24 protein-coding genes are annotated in these 22,106 nt (G+C 56.5%); 11 read left to right on the top strand and 13 right to left on the bottom strand.

Going from position 1 to position 22,106, the window contains the following annotated elements:
* The 3 genes from IPM59_06535 to IPM59_06545 all read right to left on the bottom strand — a co-directional run bounded on the left by IPM59_06535 (position 1) and on the right by IPM59_06545 (position 1,744).
* Positions 1-390, bottom strand: coding sequence for a four helix bundle protein (locus tag IPM59_06535; protein ID MBK9215244.1), 390 nt, complete (start codon positions 388-390; stop codon positions 1-3).
* 48 nt (positions 391-438) lie between these two features.
* The gene (locus tag IPM59_06540; protein MBK9215245.1) at positions 439-771 is read right to left on the bottom strand and encodes a PilZ domain-containing protein; all 333 of its coding nucleotides are present in this window, start codon (positions 769-771) and stop codon (positions 439-441) included.
* A gap of 70 nt (positions 772-841) precedes the next feature.
* Complete coding sequence (locus IPM59_06545) at positions 842-1,744, bottom strand: LysR family transcriptional regulator (protein MBK9215246.1); 903 nt, start codon at positions 1,742-1,744, stop codon at positions 842-844.
* Positions 1,745-1,966: 222 nt separating this feature from the next.
* Between IPM59_06545 and IPM59_06550 the strand changes: the two genes are divergently transcribed.
* The gene (locus IPM59_06550) at positions 1,967-3,100 is read left to right on the top strand and encodes a cystathionine gamma-synthase (protein MBK9215247.1); all 1,134 of its coding nucleotides are present in this window, start codon (positions 1,967-1,969) and stop codon (positions 3,098-3,100) included.
* Positions 3,101-3,176: 76 nt separating this feature from the next.
* Positions 3,177-4,124 carry a serine/threonine-protein phosphatase gene (locus IPM59_06555; protein ID MBK9215248.1) on the top strand — a complete coding sequence of 316 codons (948 nt, stop codon included), beginning with the start codon at positions 3,177-3,179 and terminating at the stop codon, positions 4,122-4,124.
* Here IPM59_06555 and lipA read toward each other — a convergent pair.
* The 5 genes from lipA to IPM59_06580 form a co-directional block, all read right to left on the bottom strand.
* Positions 4,121-5,059, bottom strand: coding sequence for a lipoyl synthase (gene lipA, locus IPM59_06560; GenBank protein MBK9215249.1), 939 nt, complete (start codon positions 5,057-5,059; stop codon positions 4,121-4,123). The two genes, IPM59_06555 and lipA, sit on opposite strands and share 4 nt — an antisense overlap.
* A 98-nt stretch (positions 5,060-5,157) precedes the next feature.
* Entirely contained in the window at positions 5,158-5,763 is a 606-nt protein-coding gene (locus tag IPM59_06565; protein ID MBK9215250.1) for a superoxide dismutase, read from the bottom strand.
* A gap of 61 nt (positions 5,764-5,824) precedes the next feature.
* Entirely contained in the window at positions 5,825-6,157 is a 333-nt protein-coding gene (locus IPM59_06570; GenBank protein MBK9215251.1) for a (2Fe-2S)-binding protein, read from the bottom strand.
* A gap of 95 nt (positions 6,158-6,252) precedes the next feature.
* Positions 6,253-6,594 carry an acyl-CoA thioesterase gene (locus IPM59_06575; protein ID MBK9215252.1) on the bottom strand — a complete coding sequence of 114 codons (342 nt, stop codon included), beginning with the start codon at positions 6,592-6,594 and terminating at the stop codon, positions 6,253-6,255.
* 119 nt (positions 6,595-6,713) lie between these two features.
* The gene (locus tag IPM59_06580) at positions 6,714-7,355 is read right to left on the bottom strand and encodes an alpha/beta fold hydrolase (GenBank protein ID MBK9215253.1); all 642 of its coding nucleotides are present in this window, start codon (positions 7,353-7,355) and stop codon (positions 6,714-6,716) included.
* A 104-nt stretch (positions 7,356-7,459) separates the two neighbouring features.
* Here IPM59_06580 and IPM59_06585 point away from each other — a divergent pair, with 104 nt between their 5' ends.
* From IPM59_06585 to IPM59_06600, 4 genes are read left to right on the top strand one after another with little or no spacing between them, the layout of a single operon-like run.
* Positions 7,460-9,280 (top strand): hypothetical protein, encoded by a 1,821-nt coding sequence (locus IPM59_06585; GenBank protein ID MBK9215254.1) that lies wholly within the window; start codon positions 7,460-7,462, stop codon positions 9,278-9,280.
* Positions 9,281-9,331: 51 nt separating this feature from the next.
* Entirely contained in the window at positions 9,332-9,742 is a 411-nt protein-coding gene (locus IPM59_06590; GenBank protein MBK9215255.1) for a hypothetical protein, read from the top strand.
* A 19-nt stretch (positions 9,743-9,761) separates the two neighbouring features.
* Positions 9,762-10,979: an AI-2E family transporter gene (locus IPM59_06595; protein ID MBK9215256.1), complete on the top strand. Its 1,218-nt coding sequence runs from the start codon at positions 9,762-9,764 to the stop codon at positions 10,977-10,979.
* Positions 10,980-11,117 carry a hypothetical protein gene (locus IPM59_06600; protein MBK9215257.1) on the top strand — a complete coding sequence of 46 codons (138 nt, stop codon included), beginning with the start codon at positions 10,980-10,982 and terminating at the stop codon, positions 11,115-11,117.
* Between the two features lie 12 nt (positions 11,118-11,129).
* Here IPM59_06600 and lpxK read toward each other — a convergent pair whose 3' ends face one another.
* From lpxK to IPM59_06620, 4 genes are all read right to left on the bottom strand, one after another.
* Positions 11,130-12,125 (bottom strand): tetraacyldisaccharide 4'-kinase, encoded by a 996-nt coding sequence (gene lpxK / locus IPM59_06605; protein MBK9215258.1) that lies wholly within the window; start codon positions 12,123-12,125, stop codon positions 11,130-11,132.
* A 37-nt stretch (positions 12,126-12,162) separates the two neighbouring features.
* Positions 12,163-13,251 carry an anthranilate phosphoribosyltransferase gene (gene trpD, locus IPM59_06610; protein ID MBK9215259.1) on the bottom strand — a complete coding sequence of 363 codons (1,089 nt, stop codon included), beginning with the start codon at positions 13,249-13,251 and terminating at the stop codon, positions 12,163-12,165.
* Between the two features lie 53 nt (positions 13,252-13,304).
* Complete coding sequence (locus tag IPM59_06615) at positions 13,305-13,871, bottom strand: aminodeoxychorismate/anthranilate synthase component II (protein MBK9215260.1); 567 nt, start codon at positions 13,869-13,871, stop codon at positions 13,305-13,307.
* Positions 13,872-14,073: 202 nt separating this feature from the next.
* A complete protein-coding gene (locus tag IPM59_06620; GenBank protein ID MBK9215261.1) occupies positions 14,074-14,856 on the bottom strand; it encodes an SDR family oxidoreductase in 783 nt (260 codons plus the stop codon).
* 171 nt (positions 14,857-15,027) lie between these two features.
* Between IPM59_06620 and IPM59_06625 the strand changes: the two genes are divergently transcribed.
* Positions 15,028-16,014, top strand: a complete 987-nt coding sequence (locus tag IPM59_06625; GenBank protein MBK9215262.1) for a hypothetical protein — start codon at positions 15,028-15,030, stop codon at positions 16,012-16,014.
* Positions 16,015-16,097: 83 nt separating this feature from the next.
* Here IPM59_06625 and IPM59_06630 read toward each other — a convergent pair whose 3' ends face one another.
* Positions 16,098-16,820, bottom strand: coding sequence for a M48 family metallopeptidase (locus tag IPM59_06630; protein ID MBK9215263.1), 723 nt, complete (start codon positions 16,818-16,820; stop codon positions 16,098-16,100).
* A 141-nt stretch (positions 16,821-16,961) separates the two neighbouring features.
* Here IPM59_06630 and hrcA point away from each other — a divergent pair, with 141 nt between their 5' ends.
* From hrcA to dnaJ, 4 genes are all read left to right on the top strand, one after another.
* Complete coding sequence (hrcA, locus tag IPM59_06635; GenBank protein MBK9215264.1) at positions 16,962-18,104, top strand: heat-inducible transcription repressor HrcA; 1,143 nt, start codon at positions 16,962-16,964, stop codon at positions 18,102-18,104.
* A 34-nt stretch (positions 18,105-18,138) separates the two neighbouring features.
* On the top strand, positions 18,139-18,996 hold the full coding sequence (grpE, locus tag IPM59_06640; GenBank protein MBK9215265.1) for a nucleotide exchange factor GrpE: 858 nt from the start codon (positions 18,139-18,141) through the stop codon (positions 18,994-18,996).
* Between the two features lie 39 nt (positions 18,997-19,035).
* Positions 19,036-20,841 carry a molecular chaperone DnaK gene (gene dnaK, locus IPM59_06645; GenBank protein MBK9215266.1) on the top strand — a complete coding sequence of 602 codons (1,806 nt, stop codon included), beginning with the start codon at positions 19,036-19,038 and terminating at the stop codon, positions 20,839-20,841.
* An 88-nt stretch (positions 20,842-20,929) separates the two neighbouring features.
* Positions 20,930-22,033 carry a molecular chaperone DnaJ gene (dnaJ, locus tag IPM59_06650; protein MBK9215267.1) on the top strand — a complete coding sequence of 368 codons (1,104 nt, stop codon included), beginning with the start codon at positions 20,930-20,932 and terminating at the stop codon, positions 22,031-22,033.
* Positions 22,034-22,106 lie beyond the last annotated feature (73 nt).

The raw sequence follows: 22,106 nt of genomic DNA on the forward strand, positions 1-22,106 counted from the left end.
TTAGCGAAACTTGCTGCCTTTGAGCTCCGACTGTTTCAGATAGGCTATCAAACCAGCGATCATCATGCTCACTTGGACTACCTCTTCCCTAAGTTTCAGGAAGTTCTTTTCGTCCAAGTAGCCCTGGTCCATTGCTATATAGAGTTGAGCCCTGACTTCTCCGCAGGAGCCCTTCGCTACCGTTAGAAATTGCACAAATTCCTTATCTCCGTTTCGCTCAAATCCTTCTGCAATATTAGATAGGATCGATACAGCCGCCCTGCGGATCTGATTTACCAGCGCAAAATCCTTCGCAAATGCCCCGGACGAACTTACGGCATAGACCGTTCTCGTAACCTCACGGGCTAGCTTCCAAGCTTCAATATCCTCAAACCTCTCAATTCGCGCCATCTATCTTGAACCTTGGGCTTTGGACTTTGGGCTTTGGACCTTGGACTCTTAGATCATCTCTAGCTCTGAACGTAGAAAAGCGTCATCCTCCGCGGTGAGGTTGCGAAACCGCACGCCGACGCCATGGCCCGGATCGGAGTAGGCAACGACCCCGTTGAGGTTCAGCGTGCGTTCGCCGAGGCTCAACGTCATCATTATCGGCGTGCCTTGATCGAGCGGGGCCGTCGTCGTCATATACAGTCCGCCCGAGCCGATATCGCGCGTATTCGCGATACCGGTGCCGTCGCCGCCCTCAAAGCGGACGTCAATTATCAGCTTCTTGCGTTCGGAGCCGCGCCTGTTAGACCAAGACGCAGCATCACCGGGTTCGTGCTCAGCCATACTTTTCCGTTTCAGATCAGAGGATCGCAGAACTTCGCGAATTTCGCCTAAATTTTAACCCAAAACAGCCCTAATCCATAGGCGTATCTGTGGTTCGTCGCATCTGTTTTGCGATCTCAAGAAATTTACGGGCGGCGTGTGAGAGCTGGGAGTTGCGGCGGTAGATGATGTTGAGCTTGCGTTCGAGCCGCATTTCCTTTACCGACAATGCACACAGCCGTCCCGATGCGATCTCGTCGTTTGCCGTCAGCCGAGGCACCAGCGCCACGCCGATGCCTGATTCGACCAGTTTCTTGATCGCCTCCAGCGACGGTAACTCGATGACAATGTTGAGTTTTGTATCGTGGCTTTCGAATGCTTCGATGACCTTTTGTCGGTATGGAGACGGCGCATTGTGTGCGACGAACGGCTCCTCAGCAAGCTCTTTGATCGACACGCGCTGATGTCGGGCGAGCCGGTGTGTCGGAGCGACGATCAGCGCGAGCTCATCATTCAGGACCGGGACGACGCGCAGGCTGGCGTCTCTCGGCGTGAACGAGATGACGCCGAGCTCGACCTCGCGGGCGGTGATCTGCTTTGGAATGCGGCTGGCGACGCCGCGTTGGACCTCGATCTTGATCAGCGGATGCTGCCTGCGGAATTCAGCGATCACCGGCAGCAGGTAAAAGACCGTATGCTCATTGGCGCTAATCGTGACCTTGCCGTGACGCAGGTCGCGAAGCTCGGTCACGGCGACCAGCGCGTGCTGTCGCAGAGCGAGCATCTGCTTCGCGTGCCCCAACAGGACCTGACCGGCCGGTGTGAGCGTGCCGTCCTTTGACGAGCGGTCGAAGAGCCTCTCGCCGATGTCCGCCTCGAGCCGCCTTATCGCCTGGCTGATCGCGGGCTGTGTACGCCCGAGCACCTCGGCGGCGCGCGAGAAGCTGCGTTCGCGCGCGACCGTGACGAGCACTTCGAGACCATTTATGTCCACGGCCCTATATTAACAATAGTTATGAATTACGCGAATAGATAACACCTGCTGGCAGTGTCTTAATTTGGATCTATTCGTGCATTCGTGGCTAACTCTTTTAACGCGATATTAGCCACGAATGCACGAATTAAGACACTACCCAAAATGCATGAAAATAGATGATAGATACGGGATAAGAGACTGTTCCATAGGGGCGAAAAACGATAGAATAGGCTCTGATTTATGGGATTTTCGACAACAGCTATTCACGCCGGCAACGAGCCGGACCCGACGACCGGTGCCGTGAGCGTGCCGATCTATCAGACCTCGACCTACGCTCAGGATGGGCTCGGCCGACACAAGGGCTATGAGTACGCTCGCACGCAGAATCCGACGCGGGCGGCGCTTGAGAAGAATATCGCCGCGCTCGAGGGGGCGCGATTCGGCTTCGCGTTCGCATCTGGAATGTCAGCGATCGATGTTGCTCTCAAGCTTGTAAAAGCGGGCGACCACGTTATTTTGGGTGACAACACATACGGCGGCACGTTTAGGCTGTTCAATCGCATCTTGAACGACTACGGCATCGAGTTTAGCCTCGCGGATACGTCTAACGTCGATAGTCTTGAGAGCGCGTTCAAACCGAACACAAAGATGGTCTTTGTCGAGACGCCAACCAATCCGGTGATGACGGTGACCGACCTCAAGGCTGTGTCTGAGCTTGCCCACACGCGGGGCGCCAAGGTCGTGTGCGACAACACGTTCATGTCACCGTACTTTCAGCGGCCGATCGAACACGGCGTCGATATCGTCGTGCATTCGACAACAAAATATCTCAACGGCCACTCGGACAGCGTCGGCGGATTTGTAGCGCTCAATGACGAAACTGATGCCGAATGGATCGGATTCGTCCAGAACGGCGTCGGGGCAATACTCTCGCCGTTCGACTCGTTCCTTGTGCTTCGCGGAACAAAAACGCTCGCCGTGCGCATGGAAGCTCACGATAAGAACGGCCGCGTCGTGGCAAATTTCCTCGCCGAGCATCCGCGTGTCGAAAAGGTCTATTATCCCGGCCTCGTTTCGCATCCGCAGCACGAGCTTGCAAAGCGACAGCAGTCGGGCTTTGGCGGGATGGTCTCATTTGAGACCGGCTCGCTCGATAATGCCCGTAAGGTCTTGGAATCAGTGAAGTTATGCACACTCGGCGAGAGCCTCGGCGGCGTCGAAAGCCTGATCTCTCATCCGGCATCTATGACGCATGCGTCCGTGCCCGCCGAAACTCGTGATAAACTTGGGATCACCGACGGCCTTGTGCGGATATCCGTCGGTATCGAAGACGTGGAGGACATAATCGAGGACCTTGATCAGGCCCTGAGCTAGTTACAGGTTTCCGCTCCTAGTTTTTGCGGTTCCGAACTTGAAACTTGGAACCTTAAACTAGAAACTCTATTAGGTTATGTTCACTGTCGAGGTCCACGCCACATCGCATATCGGCCGCGTCCGAAAAGGCAACGAGGACAATTATCTGCTGCTGAATGTTGCCAGGTCCAAGGCCTGGACGAGCGACCAGCCGGATGGCGAATTTGTCGTTGAGAGTCAGAATTTTGATATTGATGACGCCGGTGCGGTGATGGCAGTCTCGGACGGAATGGGCGGTGCTCTCGCCGGCGAGGTTGCAAGCACGATGGCGGTCGAGACCGTGAGCGAAAAGCTGCTCAGCGCAGATGACGACGAAATCCCAACCGCTGAGAACCAGGACCATTACCTGATCAACAAGCTCTACGACGCTACCGTTTTCGCAAATTATCTCATCCACCAACAAGGGCGCGACCCGCAGTATCAGGGAATGGGCGCGACCTTTACGGGCCTCGGCGTGACGCCGAACGCCGCTGACATCATTCAGGTGGGCGACAGCCGCGCATATCTGGTTCGCAAGGGCGTGATCTATCAGGTCACAAAGGACCAGTCGCTCGTCCAGCAGCTTATTGATGCCCAGCAGATATCTGCCGAAGAGGCTGAAACGCACACGCTGAAGAACGTCATCCTTCAGGCCCTCGGAGCTCAGAATGAGATATATCCTGTCTCGGCGCGGGTCCAGCCGTGCCAAGATGACGTATTCCTGCTGTGCAGCGACGGGCTGTCAAACAAGGTGGCCGCCGGCGAGATGCAGCAGATCATCGTCGACAACATGGATGAGCTTCAGAATGCCTGTGCAGAGCTCGTCAAGATCGCCAACGAGAACGGCGGCGAAGACAACATCACCGTCGTTCTGGTCAGATTCGCCGGCGATGGCCTGCCCGAGCCTGATGACGAAGGCGTCCAGATCGAGTACATCGATCTCGGCGGCATCCATGACACCGCCGATCAGCTGACCGATGAATTCGATACCGCCGAGATAAATTAGATCGAATTTACTGCTTGTTCACCCGTTTCGGTCTGCTGCCGGGCATGGTAGGAACTGCGCGTGAGCGGCGATGATTCAACGTGTTTGAAGCCCATTGCCTCACCTAAGCGTTTCCACTCAGCAAATTCCTCAGGTGTGACATAACGCTCGACGGGCAGCCGTTTCTCGTATGGCTGCAGATACTGGCCGATGGTCATAATATCGCACGATGCTCGCCTCAGATCGCGCATTAGCTCGACAACCTCGTCAAATTCCTCGCCGAGGCCTGCCATGATGCCGCTCTTGGTGAGCATCGTTGGCTGAGAGCGGTCGCGCCAGTGGGCGGCGCGCGAGAGCAGCTCCATCGATTGATCGTAGATCGCGTCGGGCCGCACGCGGCGGTAGAGGCGGGCGATGGTCTCTGTATTGTGATTGAGCACGTCCGGCCGCGCACGCAGGACGTTATTCAGCGCGTCCTCATCACCATTGAAATCGGGAATAAGCACCTCGACCTTGCATGTCGGGTTCATCTCGCGCACGCGAAAGATCGTCTCGGCCCAATGCATCGAGCCTCCGTCCGGCAGGTCGTCGCGATTCACTGATGTGATCACGGCATGTTCGAGTTTCAGGTGCCTGACCGCTTCAGCCACATGCACCGGTTCCTGCGGGTCGAGGTCCATCGGCTTGCCTTTGTTGACAGCACAAAAGCCGCAATGCCGCGTGCAGGTGTCGCCGCCGAGCATAAAGGTCGCAGTCTTGTCCGTCCAGCATTCGAAGATGTTAGGGCACTTGGCCTCCTGGCAGACGGTGTGCAGATTCAGCCCCGAAATGAGGTCGAGAACCGCATTCTGATTGCGCGGGTCGCCGAGCTTGATCTTGAGCCAATCAGGCTTACGCAGCCGCTCGCGCTGCTTGCGGTTTAGAAATTTCTGAACTAGCACCTTTTCCTCGATCATAAGAACTGAAACCACAGATTAACACAGATAGACACAGATAGGATTTTGCCCCATCCGTGTCTATCTGTGTTTATCTGTGGTTAGTTTATTCCGACCGGCTAGCCGAGCCGCGAATTGACGACCGACCAGTTGATGTTCGAGAAGAACGCCTCGATATATTTGGGCCGGTCGGCCGGGGCGTAGTCCTTGATCCATGCATGCTCCCACACGTCCATGATGAGGATCGGCGTAAAGCCGGCGACGTTGCCGGTCTCGTGAAGGTCGATCCAGTGGTTTGAGATCGCGCCGCTGGACGGATCCTGATAGCAGGCGGCCCAGCCGACGCCGCGCATCTTGCCGGTCGTGACAAAATCGGCCTTCCAGACATCGTAACTACCAAAGCTCGCCTCGGCCGCGTTGATGAACGCATCGCCCGTCGAAGGGTCGCCCGTGCCGTGCTTCTGCATGTTTTCGAAGTAATACTGGTGCAGCACCATGCCGTTGTATTCAAAGCCGAATCGGCGTTTGAGCTCGCTGTATGCCGCAACCTGCGTGGCATCAAGTTCACCCGAACCGATCAAGTCGGCGATACGCTGGTTGTAAGTGTTGGTATTCGCGACATAGCCCTCATAGAGCTTAAAGTGCATCGCCAGCGTCTCGTTCGAGATGCCATTTAGGTCGCTCAGGTCGAATGTCTTTGCCGTGTAAGTAGTGGTTGTTCCCATCGCTCTCTCCTTGTCTCTAATTAATAATTTATAGATTAGTAATTAGTAATTAATATGCATTCTAATCCTCAGGTCTCGTTCCGGGATCAATGCCCGCGACGCTTGCCTGGTTGATCACGCGGACGTGAATGTCCTCGCTCAGCCTGATCTGGCAAGACAGGCGTGTAATATCGCTGATGCCGTCCTTAGTCGATAATATCGCCTGCTCGTCCTCGTTCCGCTCACCGACGTTGTCCGATAAAACCTCGACGCGGCAGGTCGTGCAGCGCATGTTGCCGCCGCAGCGGTGAAGTATGTCGATCCCGCTGTCCTCGATCGCCAGCACGAGCTTTTTGCCCGCCGGCGCGTCAAATGAAACTGTTCCCGTGGCCGTTTCGGCCGTCACATTTGGCATTAAAAACTCCCTCCGTACCTCTATTCTATCCTACGCGGGCAGATCAAAAAAACAGCCGCTTGGAAGTGCCGCTTCGATTAACAAGCGCTGCGTGGTTAGCTCTTTCCGATCTTTACTTTCTCCTGCTTCTCGTTGATCGCTACAAAGACGACCTCGGCCTCGGTCACCTTGACAATGACGCCGGGCGTGCCAAAGCGTTCAGCCTCGACGTCGACGTGGATCGTGATCGACGTGTTGCCGACGCGAATCGTCTTTGCGTAAAAGCTAACGAGGTCACCGATGAATACAGGTTCGTGAAATATCACCTCTTTCATCGCGACGGTCACAAATCGATTGTGCCGCGTATGCCTGATCGCTTCGACGCCGCCGGCGACGTCGATGTAACTCAAAATAATGCCGCCAAATACCGTGCCATGGGCATTAGTGTCCCTCGGCATCATGGTCAGGCGGATAGCTGCGTCTCGAACCTCTGTTTCCATTTGAGATCACTCCGAATTGGGCAAAAGTGATACGTGATAAGTTATAAGGTAACTTCTCACTTGTCACATATCACTTCTCACTTATCCCGGATCTGCCCCTCCGTCCATATCATTACCGTATCTCGGAGTTCACTCAGGTGCTCGTCAAAAAAGTGTCCACAATTCTCAAGAACAATAACTTCTGCGTGCGGTATGCGACTCGTTAGGGCCCGCAAGCTCGCAACCGAGCAGAACTCGTCCTTATCTCCATGAACAAATAGTATCGGCTTCGTTACGTCAACCAGAAAGTCATAATCCAGATACTTCTCGACCGGCGTGCCGACCGAGATGAGACGTTTGACGCGGTCATCGCTCATGCCGACCTCCATTCCCGTGCGCGAACCGAATGAGAATCCGGCAAGCGTGATGTCGTCATTAGGGTACTCGCCTGCGAGGTAATTCAACGCATCGCGAACGTCCTCAACGCCGCCCTCGACGTCGTTGTGTTCGCCTGTCGATGCTCCGACGCCGCGAAAATTGAATTTCAACGTCGCCAGCCCCGCATCGACCAGTCCTGAAGCAACGCGAAACACGACCTTATTATGCATCGTCCCGCCGCCGAGCGGATGGGGATGGCAAACCAGCCCGGCCCCGTGACGTTCGCCGGTCGGCTCTTTCAACATCGCCTCGAGCCGTCCGTGCGATGCCGGGATGAATAGGTTTCCCTTTGGATATATCATGAATGGACAATGGACAATGGACAATGGACAATGGACATCGAGCGACAATGTGATCTCTCGTCTTCATTGTCCATTATCAACTGTCAATTATCCACTTGCCCAAGATGGACGAAAACGTGATCGAAACGGCAGACGCTTCGCCGGCTGCGCCACCGAAAAAGCAGACCTGGGCCGAATTCCTTGAGACGGAGCAGGCCGTCCGTGTCATTTACCTGATCTTCGGGTTTCTGGCGATCCTGATGGTGATGACGTTTCTCCAGACTCGCACGAGTGCCGTCTGTTGCGGCGATTGGGACGGCTATTATCACATCAAATGGTCATCGCTGCTGTGGGAGAACTTCAAGCAGTTCAAGTGGCTCCCGACCTTTGAATGGCTACCGCTGACGGTGCTCAACCCACGAGATTACGCCGATCATCATTTCCTCTTTCACCTGCTCCAGATACCGTTCCTCTGGATCTTTGAGGCCGTAACCGCAGCGAAAGTAGCGACTGTAACATTTGCGACGCTGGCGATCTTTTCGGTCTACTGGCTGATCTATCGCTATGACATCAAGCACCAGTTGATCTGGCTTGCGGCGATCCTCGTCTGCTCGAACGCCTTTTACTACCGGATGAACATGGCAAAGGCGCCGCCGCTGACCATCATCATCACGGTGCTCGGCATTCATTTGCTCTTCCAGCGGAATTACAAATGGCTGCTGCCGCTGATGTTCGCGTTCGTGTGGACATACAGCCTGTTTCCGCTGCTGCTTTTTGCCGCGATCATTTGGACGATCATCATTGCTTGGAACGAACGCATTTTTGAATGGCGACCGCTGGCATTTACGGGAGCCGGAATGGTGCTCGGCAACATCATCAATCCGTATTTTCCGAATAACCTGTATCTCTTTACCGAGCATTTCTGGACAAAGTTTAAGGTCGGAAGCGACTTTGCCGTCGCCGTCGGCGGCGAGTGGTATCCGTATTCGGGAATGGAACTGCTGATGAACTTTCCTGTCGCGATGCTCGCGATGCTGATCGGCTACATCCTGTTCGTTCCGCGCGGAAGTAAGCTGCCTGAGAAAGCGGCGTTCTTTCTGATGTTCACGACGATACTGTTTACGGCGCAGTTTCGCTCCAAACGGTTCGCCGAGTATTTCCCGCCGTTCGCGATACTATTTCTCGCGTTTGCGTGGAACGCATTCACGAGGCCTACGACAATCGAGTTGCCCGAGGAATTTCGCCGCGAGATCGACCCGTATTTGGATGCGCCAAAAACGACCGAACGCGAGGCATGGATATATTCCGCCAAGCGGGCCGCGCCTTGGGTGATCGGCATCGTGCTGTGCGTTTTCTGGTTTTACAACCTCATTGGCCTGCACCGTTGGGGCTTTGACGAAGCGGGGATGATCGACAACATCACCTCGAATGAGCCTGCGGACAAATACGAGCGTGCAATGCAGTGGGCGACAGGCCTCGACGAAACGGGTGCCGATAACATTCCGCCGGGTGAGATCATCTTTAACTGCACCTGGGACGATTTCCCAAAGCTTTTCTTTTACAACACCAAGCACCGATACGTTTACGGGCTCGATCCGAATTATCTCTACACCGAGAATCCCGACCTGTACAAATTGCTCAAGGACCTGACCGAGGGCAAGGTTGACGATCCGGCGCCGCAGATACGCGATAAATTTGGTGCGAATTACGTCTTTGCCGACGCGAAAGAGAACACGGACATGATCGCCAAGATGCTCGAAAGCGGCTGGGCTGAGACGATCTATGAGGACGCCGACGCGCGTCTGCTCCGGATCCGTGTAGAAAAAGGTTTGCCGCCGGATGAGGCCAAGGACGAGCCGCCGGAGACCGAAGAGGAAAAACAGGCCCTCGATCAGGAAGAAGCAAACGAACCGAATCTCAATGCCGAGCCGGACGCAGAGAATTAGGCCTCCGGCTAATAACTGACAGCTAAGAGCTAACAGCTACTTTCATATACAATGGTCAAGCACTTCATCGCAACTGCTCTGATGACTGCCTGCTGTGCCGGCTGCGGGGCGAACGAGCGTGTGCTAAAGTCGGGCCGCGAGACGCCCGGGCAAGCTAACGTGGAACCGGTAAAGACGACCATCGAAAGGGACATCGACGAGATGCGGACCGCCGGGTTCACGTTCATCTATGTTCTACGGCGAAAAGACGGACAGAAGTTCGACGCGGAAGATCGCGGCATCGTGCGGCTTCAAACGGCCGATGCCAATCGCCGTGTCACATCGGACGAAGACAGGGCAGTCGTGATCGGCTCGAATTACGCAATTCCGCCAAAGAATATGTTCGTGCTCTTCGACCGTTTTGCGGTTGAGAACTATTCGCCTCCGTTGTTGCCGGTCAACACAAATTCGGCAGCGAAATAGCGTATATTAGACACAGTTTATGCCTAGGCTAAAAGAGCCCGAATCTGAACCGCCACAGTCCAGGCGTCGCCTGCGCGAACGGCAGCAGTCGGCCCGCCGCGTCTATCTCGATGCAGCAACGCCGACGATTCGATCGATAGTCCGTGTTGTGCTGGTAACGCTGCTGCTGCTCTTTGTCGCAGGTTGGCTGCAGGCCGTGATAGGTGCCCTTACGTACCTGTTCTTCATCATCGTCCTGTCCGTATTCTTCGCTTATCTGATCGATCCGATCGTCAGGATAATACGACGCCCATTCAAGGACCGCGGCCGAGAGCGTCTGATGCCGCGTTCGCTGGCGATCGTTCTTGCGTATCTTTTCGTTTTTACCGTTCTTGGAATTGCGATCTCGAATATCGCACCGCGCGTCGTCGAGCAGGCTAAAGAGTTCGGGTCGAATCTGCCGGCCTACGGCCAATCATTTCGAAAGAGCGCTGAGGAATTTGCGCATCGATATGAAAGGCTGAGGATCCCCGATGAGGTTCAGGTGAAGATCAATGAAAAGGTCACCGAACTTGGCGGAGGCATTACAACCGCGCTTGGCGGATTCGTGCTCGCGCTTGTCACATATCTGCCGTGGTTCATCCTGATACCGGTGTTGGCGTTCTTCTTCCTCAAGGATGTCAACCAATTCCGGCTCGGCGTCCTACGGCTCTTTCCCGCGGGCCGATGGCGAGCGCGGGCCGAACTCGTGCTGGCTGACGTGAACACGACGCTTGCGGCCTACACGCGGGCACAACTCATCTCGTGCATCCTGATAGCAGCCGTCTGCACACTCGGCTTTTATCTTCTCGGCTTAAAATATGCTCTGCTGCTCGGTATTCTCGCCGGGATATTTGAGTTCGTTCCGCTACTCGGGCCGCTTACGATCGGCATTATCGTTGTATCGACAGCCGCGCTGTCGGCCGATCCGTGGAAGGCCCTCTACGCCGCCATTTTTCTCATCGTGCTGAGAATTACGCACGACTACGTCACGTATCCGCGGATCGTCAGGGGCGGCATCCATCTGCATCCGCTTGCGATAATTCTGTCAGTGCTTGCAGGTGAACAGGTCGCCGGCATTCCGGGCGTGTTTCTATCTATTCCTATTGTTGCCGTCGCAACGGTCATCTATCGCCATGTCGTCGAACATCGCGGCAGCCGAGGCATCATGACGGACCTCATCGAGGAAGCCGACGCCGCGCCAGAGGAGGCCGCGTAGATGTCACCTCTTGCATGGCTCATCGTCTTCTTCTTTGTGCTGCTTGGGATATGTCTCCTGGTCTATGTCCTTGTCGTAAGGGCCTTCTACTGGGGCGGCAAAGATGGACCGGAAGACAGGCGGAAACACGACCAGTAGGGAGTGTGCCGCTTACAACAGCGACTCGAATTCTTCAGATCGCTCGATCACAACCTCGATCCCAACCACAAGGCACGGCATCTCAAACTTAAACTCGGAAAGACTCACCGCGTCCTTAGCGGTTGTTATCAGTACGTCCGCACCAACACTTCTCGCCGCCTGAGCAACCTCATCAACGTCGTGCTGCGAATACCAATAATGATCGGCAAATACCTTGGTTCCGGCTAACTGCATGTCTGCACGTCGAAGCTGCTCAAGGAAACCTTCCGGATTGCCAAGTCCACAAAAGCCGAACACCGGACGATCCGGCGACTCGGCCGGTGCACCGTCGAGTGTAGTGAAGCCGTTGATCTTGGTCCGGGATTCAAATACGGCGGCACCGGGAGCACAATTTGAAACTTGAGACCTTAGATCTGAGATGTTCTCGACGAGGTCGCTGCGGGTGATGACAATAACGTCGGCACGGCTCAGATTCTCAAGCGGCTCACGCAGCCGGCCCGCCGGCAGCATCTTTCCGCCGCCAAATGGGCTGGTCGCGTCGATGCAGACGATATCCACGTCTCGTTTGGCACGTCTGTGCTGAAAGCCGTCGTCCAATACAAATGCCGTCACGCCGAATTTTCGCTTGGCCCATTCGGCAGCGGCAACGCGGTCAGCGTCGGCAATGATGATGACGCCTTTGCCGAACAGCTTTTGTGCCAGTTCGACCGGCTCATCGCCGCCGGTCGTGGCATCGACGAGCACGCTTTCGCCATCGGACACGAGCACACGATCCTTTGGGTCGCGTCGTCCGTAGCCGCGAGTCAGGATGCAGACCTTCTCGCCACGATCCGTCAGAATACCGGCGACATGCGCGACCAGAGGCGTCTTCCCCGTGCCGCCGGCCGTAATGTTCCCGATGCTAATGGTGCGTGCGCCGAGATCGAAGCTCTCGATCAATGCGCGGTCATAGAGCCGATTGCGGAGACCGACGATCCTAGTGAAGACAAAGGCCAGCAATGCGAGCATCGCTGATAATTATTAATTAACAATTACTAATTAACAATTAGCTTGGTTTTTTGTTCGTTACCTGGACCAGGCGGTCGAGCTTATTCTGGGCCATGCCGCTGTCGATCGAGCGTTCGGCGAGGCGCGCGGCGTGCATCGGATCAGGTGCGAGGCCGCCGATAACGAGGGCTGCTGCGGCGTTTAGGACGATCAGCGAACGCGCCTCGTCACGGCGTTTGCCTGCGAGTACGTCTCGGATGATCGCAGCACTTTCTTTTGCGTTGGCGGTCCTGAGGTGATCGATCTTTCCGGGCTTCAGCCCGAAATCGCCTGGTGAGATAGTATATGCACGGATATCGCCGCCCTTTACGGCACCGACGAACGTCTTGCCTGTGAGCGTCACCTCATCGAGGCCGTCGTGCCCGTGAACGACCCATGCCATTTCGCTTTTGAGCATCGACAGCGCACGAGTCATGGGCTCGATCAGAGACTGGTGCCATACGCCGAGAAGCTGGCGGTTGACGCCCGCCGGATTTGCCATCAGGCCGAGAATATTAAGGCACGTGCGCAAGCCGAGAGCACTTCTGACGTCGGCAAGGCGACGCAGAGCCGGGAAGAATTTAGGCGCAAACATAAAGCAAAGCCCGACTCCGCTCAGGCTCATCTGGGCAACATCGGGTTCGCCCGTCATCTTGACGCCCAACTCGCTGAGCACATCCGTGCTGCCGGCCTTGGTCGTAATGCCGCGATTGCTCTGCTTGGCGACGACGAGGCCCGCGCCGGCGGCAACGAATGCTGCGGCGGTCGAGACGCTGAATGTTCTCGTCGGTGACGAGCCGGTCCCTGCGATATCGACAGAGCCTTTCGGGCTGCGGATCTTGACCGCAAGCGAACGCATCACGCTTGCCATGCCCGCGAGCTCCTCATGCGTTTCGCCTTTCGCCGTCAATGCGGTCAGAGCGGCGGCGATCTGGTTAGATCCACACTGTCCGCTGGTCATCGCGGTGAAGAATTTCGCCGCTTCGTCTGTTGACAGGTCCTCACCGCGGACCAGTTTGGCCAGATACGGGAACAGGGGCGTGTCCGCCTTTGCGTTGGTCGCGGCAAGCGGAGCAGACTTAAGCCAATCTGAGCGGGAAGCGGACATAACAGGGCACAGAACGACGTGAGGACGCGGGAGAAACGCCTAGTTTTACTATGTCAGAGAGAGAGGAAGTTTTGCAATAACTTTCTCCCGTGCTCGGTCAATATTGACTCGGGATGGAACTGCACGCCTTCGATCGGGAGCGTCTTGTGCCTAAGTCCCATGACTAGGCCGTCAGGCGATTCGGCTGAGACCTCAAGCTCGGCGGGCCACGCGTCGCGATCTACGACAAGCGAATGATAACGCCCGGCGGCAAAGCCATTCGGTATTCCCGCGAACACGGTCTTTCCGTCATGCCTGACTGTCGTTGGCTTGCCGTGAACGGGCATCGGAGCACGAACCACACGCCCGCCGAAATGCTGCCCTATCGCCTGATGTCCTAAGCAGACACCAAGGATCGGCAGCCGCCCGGCGAATCTCTTGATCACGCCAAGCGTGGTCCCCGCCGTATCCGGCGTCCCCGGCCCAGGCGAGATCAGGATACGGGTCGGTTTGAACTCGTTCTCGATCTCATCGGCCGTAACCTCGTCATTCATTACGACCCGCATCTCGGTCTCGAACTCCCCTAGATATTGGACGAGGTTATATGTGAATGAATCGTAATTGTCTATGATCAGCAGCATCCGGCTTTACATCGCGTAGCGATAACTGATTGTAGGTGTGGGTTTCAACCCACGGGACGGCAGATCGCATGAATACGTCGCGTCAGCTACGGTTGATCCCATCGAAACGATGATTCAATCGTCGCTGACGCGACGAGTTTTGGCTTCGCTCGGTGTCCGTGGGTTGAAACCCACGGCTACAGTCACACCGTCGCTACGCGACTTAGGTCAGACTCGTTCCCAAGAGCCAGCTGCCGCCGTCCACGACAAGCGTCACCCCGTTAACATAGCTCGCGGCGTCGGATGCCAGGAACAACGCAGCGTTCTCGATATCGGCGATGCGGCCAAAACGGCCGATCGGTATTTTGCGAACAAGTTTGTCTTTCAATTCCGGCATCAGCAGGCGTTTCATGCCTTCGGTGTCCTCGATCGGGCCCGGTGCGATGCCGTTGACGCGCACTCCGTGACGGCCCCATTCGACCGAGAGGTTTCGCGTGATCGCGTCGACGCCGGCCTTGGCGGCCGAGACGTGTATCTGCATCGGCGTTGCGAGATAGTGCAGCGTCGCCGAGATATTGATGATCTGGCCTTTTGACTCTTTTAACGCATCGAATGCCGCGCGCGAGACGTTGAACGTGCCCTTGGTGTCGATATCGATGACCGTGCCAAAGCCGTTCGCTGACAATTGGTCCGCCGCGCACAAAAAGTTGCCCGCCGCGCCGTTCACCACTATGTCGATCTTGCCGTAGTGCTCGACGGTCGCGGCAATGGCACGTTCGACGGCGTCATATTCGCGAACATCAGCGGCAACCGTAAAACACTCGCCGCCAAATGCCTCGACAGCCTCTTTCATCGCAGCGAGATTCTCTTCTTTCCGGCTCGTGATGGTGAGCTTTGCCCCGTGTTCTGCAAACGCCCTCGCGACGCCGCCAGTGATGCCCGTCCCGCCGCCTGTTACAAAAGCAACTTTGCCCTGTAAAATGTCGGTGTTGAATACCTTGGTCATATTGGCGTGGATTTTAGCATAAAGAAATTGAAACCACAGATGGACACGGATAAACACAGATATGAGCACGGCCTGCCAGGACGGCGACGACTTCCGATTGTTCTATCTGTGTCTCTCTGTGTTTATCTGTGGTTAATTCCTCTTGCTGGTTGCTCGGCCAAGCCCACCGACATGCGCACGCTCGTGCCGGCCGAGACGCTTGTTTATCTTGAGACCAATGACCTCGCGGCCGCTTTGCAGCCGATAGTTGACAGCAAACCGTTCACTGAGGTGGCGACGAGCAAGCCCGACTTTTCGGCCCTAAAAGGCGTTCAGGTCGCCGTAGCGGTCACCGGCTTTGAGACCAGCGAAGAAAAGGTCAACGACGAACAGAGCATCGGCAGAGTGCGGCCGCGATTCGTCGCCGTTGTTGATACGCACGCGTGGAACAATCAGGCCATGGCCTTTGTCGAGCACAAACTCGGAAGTTTCGTCCGGGACATCTACAATGCTGAGCCACAGCTCGAAAAAAGCGATAAGCACGGCGGAAAGTACTTCACATGGACCGCCGCTGACGGCCGAAAAGCTTACGCCCTCGTTACCGATAGCCTCATCTGGTTCGGCAACGACGAGACCGCCATTGATAAATGTCTCGCCGTCCGCCGCGGTGAGGCCGAGAGCCTTATCACGACGGGGAAGGTTCAAGCCGCCGAGCCCGGCACTCTGGCTCGCGGTTATGTATCGACCGACGGCGTTGCTCAGATCGCAAGTCTCGCTTCGGTCAAGGTTGCCGCTGAATCGACCGAGGATCCGGATATTCGCTCAAGCGTTGTTGCGGTGCTGCCGGAGCTTATCCGATCATCTGCGAGCGACCTGAGCTGGGTCTCGCGTGCCGCTAGTCCGGCAATCGAGGACAGATTTTCAGTTACGCGGCCTCAACCGGTAGAGAAGGGAAATGAGCTTGTGGCCGAACTCGTCGATTCATTCTTCGATGATCTCGAAGGGCTCACCGCCGAAGAGGTCGTCGCCGTCCTCGGCGTGCGTAGGACCGAGACCGCAACAGCTCCCAACACCGTCCATCAGCGCGAAGACCGCCGCACCGCAACGACCGCCGAACGTCGCATTAATTCGGATCTGGGCTTCTTCGGCTGGTTGATCGCGCAGTTGAGCGAAGGCTAGCTGACATACCGGAATAAGTGAGAAGTGATAGGTGAAAAGTGCTAAGGCCGACTTATCACTTTTAATTCTTAACTTATTTCGGATCAGGTCCTGCGTTTTGCCGCCCTTTTGAGCTTGCGCACGTTTTGCTCTATCCATCTCTCGGCGTCGTCGTAGTGTGCAAACTTTCGCTCATCCCTCCTAAACGCGGGCGTGTGGTTGTAGCGGCGGCCGTTGATGTGTTTGGTCGGGTGGGCGATGTGGAGCATCTCGTGAAATACGACGTATTCTACGATGTATCGCGGGACGTCGCCACTGTCGAGCGAGCGGCTGATGGCTACGTGATCGTGCGTCGCGTCGTGGTGGCCGAGAATACGATAGGTCTTGCGGGCTGACCATGTGAGAGCCGGTTTTGGGATCTCGCCCCTGAAATACCTATCGTTGACCGCATCGAATATCTCATCGAGGTCGTAAACCAAGCCTTTTGAACTCGTCACGACCTTGCGGCCCCGAGAGCGTTTGCTCTCGGCCGCGCGTTCGCGCAACGCGTCTGACTTGCTATATGCGGCATAGACCTCACGTGCCCCGGCCGGAATGCGCTTCCTCAGCAGTTTGCCGACGAGCACGTATGCGAGGCCTCGGTGACATGGCAGCGGCATATCGCTGCAAACAGTGCCGATCCGCACATAGACCTCGCCGCCGCGCAAGCGTATCGTATGATTTATGCCGACATACGGGTAAAATGAAACGTGGACCGGCGGCACAGCCCGTTTTGGGTCGTAAAAACGGTAGGCTTCGTTATAGAAGGCGATGATTTGGTCGATCACAATGGGACAAACAGGTCATATAGGACGTATCGGCCCTATTTTGTGCAAAACGAATATAACCAGGATTAAACATTTTTGTTGACACTCTGGCCGGGTAAATGCTATCCCTTTATATGGGAACAGCATACGCCCCGACAGGCTATGCATCAAACCCACCGAGATCAGAACCTCGCCCGTGACGGCAACCCAGGCAATGAGGAGGCCGTGAGGCACCTCGACAGTCGCGGACAGATCATTCTGACAGCCATTATCAACGAACACTTCGTCACCGGTGAACCGGTCGGTTCAAAGGTGCTCGCCGAGCGATTCGCCCGCCAGTCGGGGATGAGTTCGGCGACCATCCGCAACGTGATGAGTGAGCTTGAGGAGATCGGGCTGGTCGAACAGCCTCACACCTCGGCAGGGCGAGTTCCCACGGATAAGGGCTATCGGTTCTACGTTGACAATCTGCTGGGCGTGCTGAGCATTTCGAATGACGACCTCTTCCGCATAGGTGAGGAATTCGGCCTGAATGCGATGGACGCGGGCGAAACGCCCGACCGGCTGTTGGAACGTACTTCCCACTTGCTCTCTGCTCTTTCTAATAATGTGGGCATCGTGGTATCGCCTAGTTTGGCGAGTGATCGCCTGCAGCATATCGAGTTTGTCAACCTTTCCGACAATCGCGTCCTCGTCGTGCTGGTCTCGCCGCCGAATATCGTTCACAACAAGATAATTCGGCTGAACGTGGCCTTTGCCCGAGAGGAACTCGAACGCACCGCGAACTATCTGAACGCGGAGTTTGCCGGGAAGAGCCTTGCCGAGATACGTGCCGAGATAATGCGTCTCATGCACGAGGAAAAGGCGTTGTTTGACAATCTGCTTCAGACGGCGGTGATCCTTTGCTCGGAAACGATCGAGGACGATGCTGCCGGCGAGGTCTTTGTGGACGGTACGTCGAATATTCTCTCCGGACGCGATTTTGCCGACCTCGAACGCCTGCGTGAGCTTCTGCACACGATCGGCGAACGCTCGCGGCTGATGCAGATACTCAATGAATGCATCGAACGCGACTCAAGCGCCAAAGGCGACGTTCAGGTCGTAATTGGCACCGAGAATCGCAACACGTCGATGCAGCATTGTTCACTTGTTTCGGCCCCTTACCGCATCGGCAACGGCTCGGCCGTCGGCACGCTGACCGTGCTGGGCCCGACGCGGATCGAATATGGCCGGATGATCTCGATCGTCAGCTATGTCGCCCGCACGCTTGAAAGAATGATGTCCACCGACACCTCACGAAACTAATTCTCGCGGTTGACCGCTCCCTCACCGCAATCAAATGAAGAACCAACAGATCCCGAAGCCGGATGAAACTCTCGACGAACTCGACATGGACGATGTCGGGTCGGTCGACGATTTCATCAGGGAACTCGAGGAAAAAGAAAAGGATCTGCATATCACGGCCGATCTTCAGATCGAGATCGAGGATTCCGATCTTGAAGCTCAGGACCTGCCGGATTTTGTGCAGGATGAATTGAAGAGCAGCGGCCCGGCCGTCGCGACAGCCGAGCCCGCAACGAGGCAGCAGGCTGGCCTGAAGACACGCGTTTACGAACTGCAGCGCGAGGTCGAATCACTGCAGGAGAAGGTCGTCGAGCTCAAAGATGAGCGAAAGGACATCCAGGAAAAGAGCGATCAGCGGCTCAAGGATTTCCAGAACTATAAGTATCGGATGGATCGCGAGCGTCGCGGTTCCCACATCGACCAGGTCGCCGTCGTGACGGAAAAGCTGCTGCCCGCGATCGACAATCTCGATCGGGCCCTCGAGTCTGCTGAGAAGCTCGACGGCAAAAAGAGCGATGATTTTCAGCAATTCTTTGATGGCATCGTCCTCGTTAACAAGCAGGTCCGCGAGACGCTTGGCGGTATGGGCGTTGAGGCGATAAAGACGGTCGGCGAGACATTTGACCCGAATTTTCACGAAGCCGTCGCTGCGGAGGACCGCGACGACATGCCGCCGAATACGATCCTCGAAGAGATGCTTCGCGGCTATCGCATCGGCAACCGCGTTATCCGCCACTCGATGGTCAAGGTGACCACGTCAGCCGCTCCGGCAAAGAAGCCGGAGGCGGAGGCCGAACCGAAGGGCTCCGATGATCTTGGCCTGGAGCCGGATGTCTTGACTCTCGGTGAATAGTTCTCTCGCTCCCAAATAACACAAGGAACACACAACGCTATGGGGAAAGTAATCGGTATTGATCTCGGCACGACGAATTGCTGCGTCTCGGTCCTCGAGGGCGGCTCGGTCCAGATCATCTCGAACAAAGAGGGCGGCCGTACGACGCCGTCGGTCGTCGGCTTTACGGACAAGGACGAACGCCTCGTCGGGCAGATCGCCAAGCGCCAGGCCGTGACCAACGCAGCAAATACGCTCTACGCCGTAAAGCGCCTGATCGGCCGCAAATTCGACTCGCCTGAGGTCGAAAAGATGCGCGAGACGGTGCCATTCGAGATCGTAAAAGCGCCGAATAGCGACGCCCACATTCGCGTATTCGACCGCATCTACAGCCCGCCGGAGATATCGGCTATCGTATTGCAAAGACTCAAGTTAGCGGCCGAAGAGTTCCTTGGCGACAAGATAACCGAAGCGATCATCACCGTTCCCGCTTACTTTGACGACATGCAGCGTCAGGCCACACGAGACGCCGGAAAGATCGCCGGCCTCGAGGTCGAGCGCATCATTAACGAGCCAACGGCTGCGGCCCTCGCATACGGATTTGGCAAGAGCAAGACCGAGAAGGTCGCCGTGTATGACCTCGGCGGCGGCACGTTCGATATCTCGATCCTTGAGATCAATGACGGCGTCTTTGAGGTGCTGTCGACGTCGGGCAACACGTTCCTCGGCGGTGAGGACTTTGACCAACGGATCATCGAATGGCTTGTCGAGGAGTTCAAGAAAGAGAACAACATCGACCTGAAGGGCGACCGCCTAGCCCTGCAGCGTCTTAAGGAAGCGGCCGAGCGTGCCAAGTGCGAGCTATCGAGCGTCGCCGAGACCAACGTAAGTCTTCCGTTCATTGCCGCCGACGCCTCCGGGCCTAAGCACATCAACATGACGCTCAGCCGCGACAAGTTCGAGGAGCTTGTCCGCGACCTCGTGGAATCGTCGGTCGAGCCGTGCCAGAAAGCCCTTTGGGACGCCAAGCTCCAGCCCAGCGACATTGACAAGGTCATCCTCGTCGGCGGCCAGACGCGCTCGCCGATCATTACGAGCACGGTGACCGAGGTCTTTGGCAAGGAGCCCTCCTCAGAGATCAATCCCGACGAGGTCGTCGCGATGGGTGCTGCCATTCAGGGCGGCGTGCTGACCGGCGACGTCAAGGACATCGTCCTGCTCGATGTGCTGCCGCTGTCACTTGGCCTCGAAACGCGCGGCGGCTTGTTCGTAAAGCTCATCTCGCGCAACTCGACGATCCCGCTCAAGAACACGATGACGTTCACTACCGTCGTCGATAATCAGCAGTCGGTCGAGATCCACATCCTGCAGGGCGAACGCGAGATCTCAAGCGCAAATCGCAGCCTCGCGAAATTCGAGCTGGTCGGCATTCCGCCCAGCCCTCGCGGTGTGCCGCAGATCGACGTTTCGTTCGAGATCGACGCCAACGGCATCGTCAGCGTTTCGGCCAAGGACAAGATGACCGGCCTCGAACAGGCGATGCAGATCACGCCTTCGAGCGGCCTCTCGCCCGACGAGATCGAAAAGCTCATCATCGAGGCCGAGACATCGATCGAACGCGACCGCGACGAAAAGGAACTGATCGTCGAAAAGAACAAGCTCGACACGCTCATCAAGAATGCCCGCCGTGCGATGGCCGAGGTCGGCCGCTCGTTCGAGCTCGAGGAGCAGCAGTCCATCAACGGCATCCTCAACGAAGCCGAAGACGCCCTCTCGACCACCAGCATCGACGAGATAAAGGTCCAACTGGACAAGGTCGAAGCCGCCGCCAACCGCATCACCGCGGCGATGCTGGCGATGGCATAGGGCCTTGCCACTCGGCCCATTTCTGCATAAAATACTCAATTGCGTCAGTTCGATCTCGCATCGTCTGGCGCATTTGAGATTTTGATTGATGAGCAAACGCGATTATTACGAGGTTCTTGGAGTTTCTAAGACGGCGAATGATGCCGAGATCAAGCGCGCTTATCGGGCGTTGGCGGTGCAGTATCATCCGGACAAGAATCCGGGCGATCACACGGCCGAGGAGAAGTTCAAGGAGGCAGCCGAGGCTTATGCCGTGTTGTCTGATCCGCAGAAGCGTGCGGCGTTTGACCGGTTTGGGCATCAGGCGACGGGTGCGGGCGGATTTGGGTTTGATCCGGGATTTTCGAATATCGAGGACATATTCGAGATGTTCGGGTTTGGCGGCGATATTTTTGGCGGCCGCGGCGGCCGCAGGACGACCGTTCAGCGCGGTTCGGACCTTCGATACGACCTTGAGATCACGCTTGAAGAAGCGGCGACGGGCAAGGACGAGAAGCTCCGCATTCCGCGTCTCGAAACGTGTGAGGAATGCACCGGAACCGGGGCCGAGAAGGGAACTCAGCCGGAGAACTGCGTGACCTGCGGCGGCAGCGGGCAGACGCGGTATCAGCAGGGCTTTTTCAGCGTGATGCGAACGTGCTCGAACTGCCGGGGCAAGGGCCAAATCATCAAATCGCCTTGCCCGAAGTGCTCGGGCCAGGGCCGCACCGAAAAAGAGAAAACGATCGAGATCAAGATACCGGCCGGTGTCGAAACGGGCAGCCGGCTGCGTGTCACCGGCGAGGGCGAAGCCGGCGTCGGCGGCGGGCCGTCGGGCGACCTTTTTATCGTCCTCCACGTCAAGGAGCACGAGCAATTCGAGCGCCAGGGTGCGGACCTCTACTCGGCCGTTCCCGTTACGTTTGCCCAGGCCGCTCTAGGTGCTGACCTACAGGTCCGCACGCTCGACGGCGAAGAGGAATTAAAGGTGCCGGCCGGTACGCAGACGGGCACCGTCTTTCGCGTCAAGGGCAAGGGAATGCCCAACCTCGGCGGCCGCGGCCACGGCGACCTGTTTGTCGCCGTTACGCTCGTCACGCCCAAGTCGCTAACCAAGGAACAGCGGGCCCTGCTCGAACAACTCGCTGAGGTCGAGGATGCAGATTTCTCAGATCAGTCGTTTATCGACAAGGTTAGAAATATCTTTGGCTAATGCACAGTGCAAAATGCACAATGCACAATAAAAAGGGAGTTTGAACCTCCTGCATTGTGCATCGTGATTTGTG

Origin of the sequence: Chloracidobacterium sp. (assembly GCA_016715795.1) — a bacterium.
Classification (GTDB): Bacteria; Acidobacteriota; Blastocatellia; order Pyrinomonadales; family Pyrinomonadaceae; genus OLB17.